A 12,798-nucleotide genomic window follows, 5' to 3' on the forward strand; every position below is an offset into this window, starting at 1 on the left:
ATCTATACTCACCCGAAGAGTGTTGGAACTACTTCAGGGCTGCCGGATATGTCTCAGGTTAAAGGCCGGATGCTTTAAAGCCTTATTTTACAACGACGGAGAAATTATCGGAAGACCTCTGGAATCCGGGTGTCCGGTATTCCTCATGGCCAGAACGCGTTTGCATGTCATTTCCTGCGCTTCCACGTATGCGGCGTGGGGGGGGCCTTCAGGCCAATGCTGGGTGGGATGAGTCGGGGTTGGCCTTGCCGGAGTGTTTCCATCTTTCACCAAGTCTTTCACCAAGCAGATGGAGCGTTGGCCAAAGCTTCGAGCTTCATGTTTCCGCTTCCGCGCTCGAGGCAATGACGAGGCGATATTGCCAGGCGTGGTGTGCCTTGGACCGAAGCTCTGCGCCTACCCTTTGCATCCGCGACGGGGCGTGGGACGACACTGGTCGCGCGCATGGAACCGGTTTTCCATCAGTCGAGCGATCGCTACGCAGAGCGCAGTGGTTGCTTGGGTTGGTTCACCGGAAAACAGGGGCCGGTTCCAGAGAAGGTGCAGCCCGTATTCCAGCCCCAGACAGGGCTTGACTTGCGATGCGCTTCCACCGATAAGCGCGGCCCTGAGGCGGGCTTATCCCGCCTCGCTCTGTTTTGACATCATGACGCCCTCAGCGGGGCGCGCTGTCCGAGGCGGCGGAAGCCGGAACACCCGGAAGGGGGCCACAGGACGCGGGAAACGAAGGAAGATCAAGATGTTTGCGGTCCTCAAGACCGGCGGCAAGCAATACCGGGTTCAGGCGGGCGATGTGCTCCGCGTCGAGAAACTCGCAGCAGATGCCGGCGAAAAAGTTCAGTTCAACGATATTCTCATGGTCGGCTCGACCGTGGGCACGCCGTTCGTTGACGGTGCGGCCGTGCAGGCCGAGGTGATCGATCAGATCAAGGGCGACAAGGTTATCCACTTCGTGAAGCGCCGCCGGAAGCACGGCTCGAAGCGCACGAAGGGTCATCGCCAGCAGCTGACGCTTCTGCGGGTGACGGACATCCTCGAAAAGGGTGGCGACAAGTCCGGCGTGAAGATCGCGCTCGGGGCCGCCGCGGCCGTCGCCGCCGGTGTCGTCGCGACCGCCGCCGTTGCCGCCGCCACCTCGAAGAAGAAAGAGGACGCGCCGAAAGCCGAAGCCAAGAAGGCCGAAACGCCCAAGGCTGCGCCGAAGGCGGACGCCGCGGGTGCGGACGATCTGAAGCAGCTTTCGGGCGTGGGCCCGGCGCTTGAGAAGAAGCTTCACGCCGCGGGCATCACGAGCTTTGCGCAGATCGCCGCGTGGTCGGAAGACGATATCGCGAAATTCGACGAAGAGCTGTCCTTCAAGGGCCGCATCGAACGCGAAGGCTGGGTCGAGCAGGCCAAAGCACTCGCCGCTGAAAAGGAGTAACCGGATATGGCACACAAGAAAGCAGGCGGTTCCAGCCGTAACGGCCGCGACAGTGCCGGCCGTCGCCTTGGCGTGAAGCTTTTTGGCGGGCAGTCGGCCATTCCCGGTAACATCATCGTGCGCCAGCGCGGCACGAAGTTCTGGCCGGGCGAAGGCGTGGGCATCGGCAAGGATCATACGATCTTCGCAACGGTTGAAGGCGCCGTGACCTTCCATAAAGGTTTGAAAGGCCGTACATTTATCTCGGTCCTCCCAACGGCGGAGGCCGCGGAGTAGCCGATAGAACCCGGGTTCGAGAAAACCAGAAGAGGGGGATCGGCAGACCGCCGGTCCCCCTTGGTCTTTCTGAGCCCAGGGCCCGCGTCATCTTGCGAGGCAAGCGCGAGATGCCCACCTGATTGAGGTGGGAAAGCCGGGCCCCGCAATACCAGCGCTTCTGGAGGAGGAAGCCGATGAAGATTGATCTGATCGTCAACCAGGCGACGATCGAGACCGAACGCTTCGCGCTGCGGCCCGTGCGCCGCTCGGATGCCGGTCTGTTGAGTATGTATGCCTCGGATGCCCGGATCGCGACCATGACGCGCTCCATCCCGCACCCGCTTCCGCCCGGCGCGACGGAGGCGTTCATCGAACGCGCGATGTCGGAGGACCGGGCCGAGGACGTCTGGATCATCGACGGATCGAGCGCGGGACATGGCGAGGTTCTCGGCACGGTCGGGCTGAAGAAGATGGACCGGGCGCAATCCGAGATCGGTTACTGGATCGCGCCGGCCTTCTGGAACACCGGGCTTGCCTCGGAAGCCGTGCGGGCCCTGATCGACGCGAACCCCAATGGCGACGACGCCTATTTCGCGAGCGTGTTTCAGGACAACCCGGCCTCGGCGCGCGTTCTGACCAATGCGGGCTTCGAATATATCGGGGATGCCGAAACCTTCTCGGTCGCCCGCGGCGCCAACCTGCCCACCTGGACCTATATCCTCAAACTCTCCTGAAGGACCGCGCGGCCATGGCGGTGTCGGATCACGCATATATCTCGACACCGCGGCTTCGGTTGACCCCGGTGGGCGATGGCGACCCGGTGGAAGTGGCCGAGGCGATCGGGAATTACGACGTCGCCCGCTGGCTGGGCCGTGTGCCGTACCCCTATCGCCCGGCGGATGCAGAGGCGTTCATGGCCGCGAACGCGCATCTCGTGGGCAAGGTGTGGTTCATCTACGACCGTGAGGGGCTTGTCGGCGGAATAGGGATCGACGGCGAACTTGGATACTGGCTGGCGCGCACCGCCTGGGGGCAGGGCTATGCCACCGAAGCCTGCGACGCGGTGCTGGATGCGCATTTCTCGGATCCGGCGGCGGAAAGCCTTCTGTCGGGGCATTATCCGGGCAACCACCGCTCGGCCACCGTCCTGCGGAAGCTGGGCTTCGTCTATACCGGCCGGCGGCCCGTCCAGGCGCAGGCGCTGGCGCAGACGGTCGAGGGGCACGAACTCTTGCTCACACGGGACGCGTGGGAGGCCCGGCGTAACATCCTGATCCGCACCGAACGGCTGACCTTGCGGCCCCTGCGCGATGCCGACTGGCGGCAGATGCAGAAGCTGGGGGGCGTGCCCGAAGTGGCGCGGATGATGCTGATGCTGACCGTCCCCTGGCCCGAGGCCGCGGTGCGCCAGTGGATCGCCACCTCGGCCTTCCGCGGGCGGCCCGGCTACCGGCTTGCCGTCGAGCGGAACGACGGCGGGCTGATCGGATCCGTGGGGTTCGGGCCCGATCATTCGCTGAACTACATGATCGACAGGCGGTTCTGGGGCCGAGGTTATGCAAGCGAGGCGGTTCGGGCCTTCCTGGCAGATCTCTTTGCGCGGTTTCCCGAAATCGACGTGATCGAGGCCGATCATTTCGCCGACAACCCCGCCTCGGGAGCGGTTTTGCGGAAACTTGGCTTCGAGAAAACCGGAACCGGGCTTGGCGCGTCGAAGGCGCGGGTTGAGCGCGCGCCCAATGTCCTCTATCGCCTCTCGCGGGAGGCCTTCAGGACAGCGCCATGAAATTTCTCGATCTCGCGAAAGTCTATATCCGGTCAGGCAGCGGCGGAAACGGGTGCACCTCGTTCCGGCGCGAGAAGTTCATCGAATTCGGCGGGCCCGATGGCGGCGACGGCGGCCGGGGCGGCGATGTCTGGGCCGAGGCGGTTGAGGGGCTGAACACGCTGATCGACTTCCGCTATCAGCAGCACTTCTTCGCCAAGAACGGGCGTCCGGGGCAGGGAAGCCAGAAGACGGGTGCGTCCGGCGCCGATATCGTGCTCAGAGTGCCGGTGGGAACCGAGATCCTCGATGAGGATGAGGAAACGGTGATCGCCGATCTTACCGGCGTGGGCGAACGTGTGCTTCTGGCCAAGGGCGGGAATGGCGGGTTCGGAAACCTGCATTTCAAGACATCCACGAACCAGGCGCCGCGGCGGGCGAACCCCGGGCAACCGGGGGTGGAGCGGACGCTGTGGCTGAGGCTGAAGCTGATTGCCGATGTGGGCCTTCTGGGCCTGCCCAATGCGGGAAAGTCGACCTTCCTGGCCGCAACCTCGAACGCGCGGCCCAAGATCGCGGATTACCCCTTCACCACGCTGCACCCCAATCTCGGGGTCGTGGGCGTCGACGAAGTTGAATTCGTGGTGGCCGATATCCCGGGGCTGATCGAGGGCGCGCACGAGGGGCGGGGGATCGGCGACCGGTTCCTGGGCCATGTGGAACGCTGCGCAGTGCTTCTGCACCTTGTCGACGGCACGTCGGAGGATGTGGCGGGCGATTGGGAAACGATCATCACCGAGCTTGAGGCCTATGGCGGCGCGCTGGCGGAAAAACCGCGGATCACGGCGCTGAACAAGATCGACGCGCTGACCGAGGAGGAGCGCGGGGCGAAGCGGGCAGAGCTTGCGGAGGTCGCGGGCGAGGTTCGGCTGATGTCGGGCGTGTCGAAGGAAGGCGTCGAGGATGTACTGCGCGCGCTGCGCCGGCAGATCGATGCCCATCGCCGGGCCGAGAAGGATGCCACCGAGGATCCGGCGCCGTGGCGGCCCTGACCCGATCGAAACGGCTGGTCGTCAAGATCGGCTCTTCGCTTCTTGTCGAGGGTGGCACGCTTCGGGGCGACTGGCTCCGCGCACTCTGTGAAGACGTGGCTTGGCTTGCGGGCGGCGGCGCGCAGGTGATCCTCGTGTCCTCGGGCTCCATCGCGCTCGGACGGGGAATTCTTGGCCTCTCAGGCCCGGCGCTGGCGCTCGAACAGTCGCAGGCTGCGGCCGCCGTGGGGCAGATCCGGCTCGCACGGGCCTACGAAGAGGCGTTGGCACCCCACGGCCTGAAGGCCGCGCAGGTGCTTCTGACGCTGGAAGACAGTGCCGACCGGCGGCGATACCTCAATGCACGCGCGACGCTCGAGACGCTTCTGGGCTTCGGCACGGTTCCGATCGTGAACGAGAACGACACGGTGGCGACCGATGAGATCCGGTTCGGCGACAACGATCGGCTGGCGGCGCAGATCGCGGTGACGGTTGGGGCCGATACGCTGGTGCTTCTGTCCGATGTCGACGGGCTTTACACCGCGAACCCGAAGGATGATCCGGACGCGACGCGGCTGGACGAGGTTACACGGATCACGCCCGAGATCGAGGCGATGGCTGGTGATGCCGGATCGGGCCTGTCACGGGGCGGGATGAAAACGAAGGTGATGGCCGCGAAGACCGCCACAACGGGCGGCGCATCGATGGCGATCACCGAAGGATCGACGCTTAACCCCTTGCGTGCGCTGGAAAATGGCGCCGCAGCCACCTGGTTCCGGCCCGAAACCGATCCGCAGGCCGCGCGCAAGAGGTGGATCGCGGCGATGAAGCCCCGGGGCGAGGTGTTCGTGGATGCGGGCGCGGCACGGGCGCTGGCGCAGGGCAAATCGCTCCTGCCCGCCGGTGTGGGCGTGATCTCCGGCGATTTCGGGCGGGGCGATCCGGTTGCAATCCTCGGGCCCGAGGGCCGCATCGGGCTTGGCCTCGCACGCTATACCGCCGACGAGGCGCGGGCGATCGCGGGCCACCAGTCCGGTGACATCGAGGGTATTCTGGGCTATCCCGGCCGGGCGGCGCTCATCCACCGCGATGACATGGTTCTTTGAGGCAAGGCCAATGAATGACATGACCAATATTCCCGCCGTGATGGCCGAGATCGGGGCGAACGCGAAACGCGCGGCGGCACAGCTGGCCTTCGCGAGTGCCGAGCGCAAGCACGCCGCGCTGATCGGCGCGGCCGAGGCCGTCTGGGCGCGCCGGGCCGAGATCATCGAAGCCAATGCGAAGGATATGGAATACGGCCGCGAGAAGGGCCTGTCGCCGGCGATGCTCGACCGTCTGATGCTGGACGAAGACCGAATCCGCGGCATGGTCGATGGGCTTCGGACGGTTGCAGAGCAGCCCGATCCCGTGGGCGAGGTGATCGCCGAGTGGGATATGGCCTCGGGCCTGCATATCCGGCGGGTCAGAACGCCCCTGGGGGTGGTGGGCGTAATCTACGAAAGCCGCCCGAACGTAACGGCTGACGCGGGTGCCCTGTGCCTCAAGGCCGGGAATGCGGTGATCCTCCGCGGCGGATCTGAAAGTTTTCATTCCTCCGGCGTGATCCATGCCTGCCTTGTCGACGGGCTCAAATCCGCGAACCTGCCGCCCACCGCGATCCAGCGGGTGCCGACGCGCGACCGCGCGGCGGTGCAAGAGATGCTGACGATGACCGATACGATCGACGTGATCGTGCCGCGCGGCGGAAAGGGCCTTGTGGGCCTCGTCCAGCGCGAGGCGCGAGTACCGGTCTTCGCCCATCTTGAAGGCATCGTGCACATCTATATCGACAAGGCGGCGGATCCCGAGAAGGCGCTTAAGGTGGTGCTGAACGCCAAGACCCGGCGCACGGGCATCTGCGGGGCGGCCGAGTGCCTTCTGATCCACGAAGACGTGGCCGATACCATCGGGCAAGGCGTGATCCGCGCGCTGATCGATGCGGGCGTGGAGGTGCGGGCCGACGCGCGTCTTCAGGCCATCGATGGCACGCATCCGGCGAGCGACGAGGATTGGGGCCACGAATACCTTGACATGAAGATCGCCGCGAAAGCCGTTCAGAACATTGATGAAGCCATCGCACATATCCGCGAATTCGGATCCAGCCACACCGACGCCATCCTGACGGAGGACGACGCGGCGGCAGCGCGGTTCTTCACCGAGCTCGACAGCGCGATCCTGATGCGGAATGCCTCGACCCAGTTCGCCGATGGGGGCGAGTTCGGAATGGGGGCCGAGATCGGAATCGCGACGGGCAAGATGCACGCGCGCGGGCCCGTGGGCGCGGCGCAGCTGACCTCGTTCAAGTATCTCGTCGAAGGCGACGGCACGACACGGGGCTGATCCGGCGCGGCCGATTGACGAGGGCGCCCGAAACCTCTTCTCTGGGCGCCTGAAACGCGAAGAAGAACGACGCGCCACGAGGCGCGCGAAACAGGGAGATCACGATGACGCTGAACAGACGCCAGTCCATGGGCTTGATGGCGGCCGCCATGGCCGCGCCCGCCCTTCCGGCCTATGCCAACACCAAGCTGAAGGTGGGCGCGCTGAGGTTCACAAGCCACGCGGCAAGCTTCGTGGCCTATGAGCGGGGTTATTTCGCCGAAGAAGGGCTCGACGTCGAGTTCGAGTTCTTCCAGGCCGCGCAGCCGATGGCCGTGGCAATCGCGAGCGGGGATGCGGATTTCGCCGTGACCGCGATTTCCGGCGGGCTGATCTCGCTGGCCGAAAAGGGCGCGGCCAAGGTGATCGGCGGGGCGCTGTCGGAAGAAAAGGGGATCGACGGCCAGATGATCCTCGCGTCGAACGCCGCGCACGAAGCGGGGCTGACCTCGCCCGCCGGGCTGGATGGCAAGAAATTCGGCGTGACGCAGGCCGGATCGTCCTTCCATTACATGGGGGCGAAGATCGCCGCCGCTGAGGGCGTAACGCCGGAATTCGTGCCGCTTCAGAAGGTGCCCGCGGTGATCGGTGCGCTGAAATCGGGCCAGATCGACGCCTGGACAATCGTGCCCCATATCGCAAAGCCGCTTGCCGGCTCGGGCGCGGTTCAGGCGATCGGAATGGTCGCCGATTACCTGCCCGATTACCAGGTGACGACTGTCTTCACCTCCACCACCAATGCCGCCGAGGAACGCGCGAAGACAGAAGCCTTCCTGCGCGCCTTCTCGCGCGGGGCCGACGATTTCAACGCGGCCCTCGTCGACAAGACGGCGGGCGATGACGCGCTCGAAGAGATGGTGAAGCTCATCCACCTCTACGTCTACACCGATCGCGAATATGAGAAGGCCAAGCCCTCGATCGTGAACGGGGCGATGCGGATCAACGCGAATGCCGCGCTCAACATGGCCTCGGTTCAGGATCAGGTTGACTGGTTCAAGGCCGAGGGGCTGGTGAAGGACAGCGTGACGACCGAGATGCTTGTCGATGCGTCCTATGTCGAGGTGATCTCCTGACGTGGAGCTTCGGCTCGAAGAGATCCGGCATGCCTACGGTCAGACGGAGGTTCTGGACGGGATATCGCTTGATGTCCCGTCCGGCCAGATCCTGTGCCTGATCGGCCCGTCGGGCTGCGGGAAGTCGACGCTGCTCAGGATCGCGGGCGGGCTTGAGCGCCCGGTGTCGGGGCGCGTCGTGCAGGTGGGTGAGCCCGAGGGATCGAGCCTGAACCCGCTGACCTACATCTTCCAGGATTTCGCGCTTCTGCCGTGGCGGAGCGTCGCGGGGAACGTGGCGCTGGTGCTCGAGGATCATGGGCTGAGCCGGGCCGAGATTGCCGAGATCACAGAGGATGTGCTCACGCGCACCGGCCTGATCGACTTCCGCGAGGCCTTTCCGAAAAGCCTGTCGGGCGGCATGAAACAGCGGGTGGCGATTGCGCGCGCCCTTGCCGTGAAACCCGCGGTCTGGCTGATGGACGAACCGCTCTCGGCGCTCGATGCCCAGACGCGGGAGCTTTTGATGGACGATCTGGTGGGGCTCTGGACGCGCGCGCCCTTCACGGCGATCTACGTGACCCACAACCTGGCCGAGGCCGTGCGGCTGGGCCACCGGATCGCCGTTCTCTCGCGGCGCCCGGGCCGCGTGCGCGAGATCGTCGAGGTCAGAACCCCGCTTGAGGCGCGTCGCACCGCCGACCCGCAGCTTGAGGCGCATCAGCGGCGGCTCTGGTCGCTGATCCGCGATGAGGCGAAGGCTGCGGACCGGGAACTGATCGGTGGCTGAGCTGCGGGGGCGGGATGTGCCGTTTCGGGGCGGCGGGTTTCGCCCGGGGCATATCCGCTACGTGGGCATCGCGGTCTTCGTCGTGCTGCTTCTTCTGATCGAGGCAGGGACGCGGGCCGGCTGGATCTCGAACCTCACGCTGCCCCGGCCAAGCGATGTGATCGGCACGCTCTGGTCGCTGGCGAAGACCGGGCTTCTCTGGGAACATCTGATCCCGTCGGTGGGCCGGTTCCTGGTGGGCTCGGCCATGGGGGTCGGTGCCGGGATCGCCGTGGGCGTCGCCATCGGGCTTTTCAGCCTCGCGCGCGCCGGGCTCGTGCCGCTTGTCGCCGCGATCTTTCCGATCCCGAAAATCGCGCTTCTGCCCCTCTTCGTGATCTGGTTCGGGATCGGCGAGAGTTCGAAATACGCGCTGATCGCGCTTGGCACGTTCACGCCCACGGTCGTTGCGACCTATGGGGCTGTCGACAATGTGGACCGGGCGCTCATTCGCATGGGGCAGAGTTTCGGGCTGAGCTGGGCGTCGATCGTGCGAAAGATCGTGCTGCCCGGCGCGATGCCCGGCATCCTGTCGGGGCTGCGCGTTTCGCTTGCGATCGCGATCATCCTGCTGACCGCGGCCGAGATGATCGGGGCCCGCTACGGGATCGGGGCCTATGTGCTCGAGGCAGGATCGCTTTACGATCTCGAGCGGCTTTTCGCCGGTGTCGCCATCCTGTCGATCATGGGTGTCATCGTAAACTGGCTGGTGGGCCGGGCAGAGGCCTATCTTCTCCGCTGGCGCGGCTAGGGGCGGCCGATTGCCTCGAAGGTCAGGCGCACCGTATGGTCCGTTGTCTCGAGGTGAAGCGAAACGCTGGAATCGGCAGCCGCAAGCGGAAGAAGGGCGAAGTGAACATTTGCGGGAGAAATCTCGGCCTCGCTCTGGGGATCATGCAGGATCGACCAAAGCTGTGACTCGGCGCGCCTGCGTTCCGCGCGCCCCTCGATCACCCAGGAGGCGCCGTCAAGCCGCGCCTCGATGACGCCGCCGAACGGCATCTCGGTTTCGAAGCATTGCAGGGCGAGGAAGGCGATCTTGACAAGCGCCCGCGGCAGATCGCCCTCGATGCGCCAGTCAAAGCGCAGCCGGCCGCTGCGTCCAAGCCCCGTGACGATATCGATAACTTCCGCGCGGGGCACCGTGGCACCTCCGGGCGCCGCGCCATAGGCGATGCGAAACAGCCGTATGCGGGCGTTCGCATGTTCCACGCTTTCCGAAATCAGCGCGATTTCGGGCGTGGCCCCCATTCCGGACATGGATAAAAGCTCGACCCCGTTGCCAATCGCCCCAAGTGGGCTGATGAGATCATGGCAAATTCGCGATCCCAGAAGCGCGTTTAGATCCCGTTCGGTGCGACGGCGCTGGCCAGTTGCTCCATCGGCGCTCATACCGCGCACCAGTGGGGGAAGGGGGGTGAGATGACGGGAATGAACGCGCTTCTGGAACCGGGGATGCTGGTGCGCCACCCAACGGAAGAGGCATGGGGGCTCGGGCAGGTCCAGTCGAATATCGGCGGACGCATCACAATCAACTTCGAGAATGCCGGGAAAGTCGTGATAGACGGCCGTCTCATTGATCTGATCCCCGTGTATGACGCGTGATACAACCACCAGCAACACGAGCCGACAATAATACAACCTAAACGATAACGCAACCCGCCACGGCACGGGGAGATTGCGCAGACAGTGTTGCGCCCGTCCCGGTGCGCCATTAGAACCAGCCCGCACTGCACGGCAGAACTGCGGGACAGATGGACCGGTTCGACCCCAACCTAGCCCTGAAATGCGCGACCACGGAGGCCGACCGGCTGGGCGCCTACCGTTTGCGCTATGACGTGTTCGTCAGCGAACTGGGCGGCGACGGCGCGCTTGTCGATCACGACCGGCGGCTGGAGATGGACCGGTTCGATCCCTTTTTCGACCAGATCATTCTTGTCGATACGCGGCGCGATCCGGCCACGCTCGATCACGTGGTGGGCGTCTACCGGGTGATGCGAGGGGAACAGGCGGCGCGGGCGGGGCAGTTCTATTCCGAGGATGAATACGACCTTGGGGTGTTGCGGGAAAGCGGGCGTTCGCTTCTGGAACTGGGGCGCTCCTGCGTGGCCGCCAGCCATCGAAACGGGGCGGCGATGCTTCAGCTCTGGCAAGGGCTTGCGGATTATGTGCGCGATTACCGGATCGATATCCTGTTCGGCGTGGCAAGCTTTCACGGCACCGATGTCGCCTCTCTGGCAGAGCCCCTCTCGCTTCTTCACCACCGGCACCTGGCGCCCCCCGAATTGCGGGTCAGGGCGGTGGAAAGCGCCTATCAAAGGATGGATCTCGTGCCCGAGGCGGACATCGACCGTCCGGCGGCGATGCGCGCGATCCCGACGCTCATCAAATCCTACCTCAAGCTCGGTGGCTGCGTGGGGGACGGGGCGTTCATCGACTATCCGTTCAACACGATCGACGTCTGCCTGGTGATGGATACCGCGCGGCTCAGCGCCTCGGCGCAGGGCCGGTACGGGGCGGCGGGCTGATGCCGAGCCCGGCGACATGGCATTCCGATCCGCCCGAAATGCCCCCGCTCGGCCCGGGGGGCTGGGCGCGGGTGGCGGGAAAGGGCACTGCGCTCGGCGCCGTGGTGTTCGGGGGGCTTCTGATCCTTCTTTTGATTCGCTTCGTCGAAAAGCCAGTGCACGGAACGCACCGGCCCTGGACGCCCTGGGTCACGCAGGGCGTGTGCCGCGCCGCCTTCCTGATCCTTGGGATCACGCACCGCACCCACGGGGCGCGGATGTCCGAACCGGGGGCGGTGGTGGCGAACCATGCCTCCTGGCTCGATATCTTCGCGCTGAATGCCCGAAAGCGTGTGTATTTCGTTTCCAAGGCCGAGGTGGCGGGGTGGCCCGGCATCGGCTGGCTCGCACGCGCGACCGGTACGGTCTTTATCGAAAGGGTGGCGCAGAAGGCGGTGGCGCAACGCGACGTCTTCCGCACGCGGCTCACGGCCGGGCACAAGCTTCTGTTCTTCCCCGAGGGCACGTCTTCGGATGGGCTGAGGGTTCTTCCCTTCAAATCAACGCTTTTTGCGGCGTTCTTCAGCGACGAGCTGCGCGATCTGATGCATCTGCAACCGGTAACGGTGGTCTATACCGCACCGGATGGCGCCGATCCCCGCTTCTATGGATGGTGGGGGGATATGGGGTTTGGCGAGCACCTGTTGCAGGTGCTGGGGGCCCCGCGCCATGGGGCGGTCGACATCCATTACCATGCGCCGGTGAAAGTGGGCGATTTCGCGGATCGCAAGACGCTGGCGCGCTATGCCGAAGGGCAGGTGCGCTCGGCCTTTCCCGAGGTCGCGGAACTCAGCTGAGCCCGGCCTTCAGCGTGGCCAGCGCCTGTGCGGCATCGGGGGTGTTCCAGATCTCTTCCCCGATCGCGAAGAAATCGGTCACGTCGCGCAGCGAACGGATCGCGTCGGCATCGATCCCGCCTTCGGCGACAACCGGAACCTCGATCATCTCGCTCCACCACGCGAAAAGCTCGCGCTCCGCGAAGGTGCCGTCGCCGAGGCCCGAGGCGGTGACGGGACCGAAGCTCACGTAATCCGCGCCCTGTTCGCCTGCGGTCATCCCGTCATGGCGGGACCGGCCGCAGAAGGCGCCGACGATCGCATCGCCGCCAAGCGCCTTGCGCGCGGCGCGGACGGAACGCGACCCATCGGTCAGGTGCACCCCGTCAAGCCCAAGCCGTTCGGCCAGCCCGATATGCGTATCGATCACGCAGGCCACGTCGGCGCGGTGGCAGACCTCGCGCACCGCGTCGGCGGCACGTGCGATCCGATCCTCGTCGCGGGTGGCAAGGGCAAGGCGCACGCAGGCAACCGCATGGGCGTCAAGCACGTCGTCAAGCCGGGCTGGAAATTCGGACAGTTCGAATTCCGGCGGCGTGACGAGGTAGATCTGCGGCGTGTCCGCCTCCTGGGCTCCGGCCATGGCTGGCTCCTATTTCGCGCTTCCCGGGGCTAT

Annotated in this window: 15 protein-coding genes; 13 read left to right on the forward strand and 2 right to left on the reverse strand. The window is 65.3% G+C overall.

Going from position 1 to position 12,798, the window contains the following annotated elements; translation table 11 throughout:
• The first annotated feature begins 739 nt into the window (after positions 1–739).
• The 10 genes from RXV90_RS16350 (at position 740) to RXV90_RS16395 (ending at position 9,530) form a co-directional block, all read left to right on the forward strand.
• On the forward strand, positions 740–1,423 hold the full coding sequence (locus RXV90_RS16350) for a 50S ribosomal protein L21 (RefSeq protein ID WP_316649953.1): 684 nt from the start codon (positions 740–742) through the stop codon (positions 1,421–1,423).
• A 6-nt stretch (positions 1,424–1,429) separates the two neighbouring features.
• The gene (rpmA, locus tag RXV90_RS16355; protein ID WP_316649954.1) at positions 1,430–1,699 is read left to right on the forward strand and encodes a 50S ribosomal protein L27; all 270 of its coding nucleotides are present in this window, start codon (positions 1,430–1,432) and stop codon (positions 1,697–1,699) included.
• Between the two features lie 176 nt (positions 1,700–1,875).
• Entirely contained in the window at positions 1,876–2,415 is a 540-nt protein-coding gene (locus RXV90_RS16360) for a GNAT family N-acetyltransferase (RefSeq protein WP_316649955.1), read from the forward strand.
• 20 nt (positions 2,416–2,435) lie between these two features.
• Entirely contained in the window at positions 2,436–3,467 is a 1,032-nt protein-coding gene (locus RXV90_RS16365; protein ID WP_316649956.1) for a GNAT family N-acetyltransferase, read from the forward strand.
• Positions 3,464–4,498 carry a GTPase ObgE gene (gene obgE / locus RXV90_RS16370; RefSeq protein WP_316649957.1) on the forward strand — a complete coding sequence of 345 codons (1,035 nt, stop codon included), beginning with the start codon at positions 3,464–3,466 and terminating at the stop codon, positions 4,496–4,498. The genes RXV90_RS16365 and obgE overlap by 4 nt, the downstream gene beginning before the upstream one ends.
• Positions 4,486–5,583 carry a glutamate 5-kinase gene (gene proB, locus RXV90_RS16375; RefSeq protein WP_316649958.1) on the forward strand — a complete coding sequence of 366 codons (1,098 nt, stop codon included), beginning with the start codon at positions 4,486–4,488 and terminating at the stop codon, positions 5,581–5,583. The genes obgE and proB overlap by 13 nt, the downstream gene beginning before the upstream one ends.
• Positions 5,584–5,593: 10 nt before the next feature.
• Entirely contained in the window at positions 5,594–6,859 is a 1,266-nt protein-coding gene (locus RXV90_RS16380; RefSeq protein ID WP_316649959.1) for a glutamate-5-semialdehyde dehydrogenase, read from the forward strand.
• Between the two features lie 104 nt (positions 6,860–6,963).
• Positions 6,964–7,971 carry an ABC transporter substrate-binding protein gene (locus tag RXV90_RS16385; RefSeq protein WP_316649960.1) on the forward strand — a complete coding sequence of 336 codons (1,008 nt, stop codon included), beginning with the start codon at positions 6,964–6,966 and terminating at the stop codon, positions 7,969–7,971.
• A 1-nt stretch (position 7,972) separates the two neighbouring features.
• Positions 7,973–8,740 carry an ABC transporter ATP-binding protein gene (locus RXV90_RS16390; protein WP_316649961.1) on the forward strand — a complete coding sequence of 256 codons (768 nt, stop codon included), beginning with the start codon at positions 7,973–7,975 and terminating at the stop codon, positions 8,738–8,740.
• Positions 8,733–9,530 (forward strand): ABC transporter permease, encoded by a 798-nt coding sequence (locus tag RXV90_RS16395; RefSeq protein WP_316649962.1) that lies wholly within the window; start codon positions 8,733–8,735, stop codon positions 9,528–9,530. The genes RXV90_RS16390 and RXV90_RS16395 overlap by 8 nt, the downstream gene beginning before the upstream one ends.
• On the opposite strand, the gene RXV90_RS16400 is transcribed toward RXV90_RS16395, so the two are convergent.
• Entirely contained in the window at positions 9,527–10,039 is a 513-nt protein-coding gene (locus RXV90_RS16400) for a histidine phosphotransferase family protein (protein ID WP_316649964.1), read from the reverse strand. The two genes, RXV90_RS16395 and RXV90_RS16400, sit on opposite strands and share 4 nt — an antisense overlap.
• Before the next feature lie 162 nt (positions 10,040–10,201).
• On the opposite strand from RXV90_RS16400, the gene RXV90_RS16405 reads away from it, so the two are divergent.
• The 3 genes from RXV90_RS16405 (at position 10,202) to olsA (ending at position 12,143) form a co-directional block, all read left to right on the forward strand.
• Positions 10,202–10,384, forward strand: coding sequence for a DUF3553 domain-containing protein (locus RXV90_RS16405; protein WP_316649965.1), 183 nt, complete (start codon positions 10,202–10,204; stop codon positions 10,382–10,384).
• A 149-nt stretch (positions 10,385–10,533) separates the two neighbouring features.
• Complete coding sequence (olsB, locus tag RXV90_RS16410; RefSeq protein ID WP_316649966.1) at positions 10,534–11,307, forward strand: L-ornithine N(alpha)-acyltransferase; 774 nt, start codon at positions 10,534–10,536, stop codon at positions 11,305–11,307.
• Positions 11,307–12,143 (forward strand): lyso-ornithine lipid O-acyltransferase, encoded by an 837-nt coding sequence (gene olsA / locus RXV90_RS16415; RefSeq protein WP_316649967.1) that lies wholly within the window; start codon positions 11,307–11,309, stop codon positions 12,141–12,143. The genes olsB and olsA overlap by 1 nt, the downstream gene beginning before the upstream one ends.
• Here the strand turns inward: olsA and RXV90_RS16420 are convergent.
• Positions 12,136–12,765, reverse strand: a complete 630-nt coding sequence (locus tag RXV90_RS16420) for a thiamine phosphate synthase (protein WP_316649968.1) — start codon at positions 12,763–12,765, stop codon at positions 12,136–12,138. The genes olsA and RXV90_RS16420 overlap by 8 nt on opposite strands.
• Positions 12,766–12,798 lie beyond the last annotated feature (33 nt).

It is taken from the genome of Ovoidimarina sediminis (genome assembly GCF_032586175.1).
In the GTDB taxonomy this organism is placed as follows: Bacteria; Pseudomonadota; Alphaproteobacteria; order Rhodobacterales; family Rhodobacteraceae; genus Ovoidimarina; species Ovoidimarina sediminis.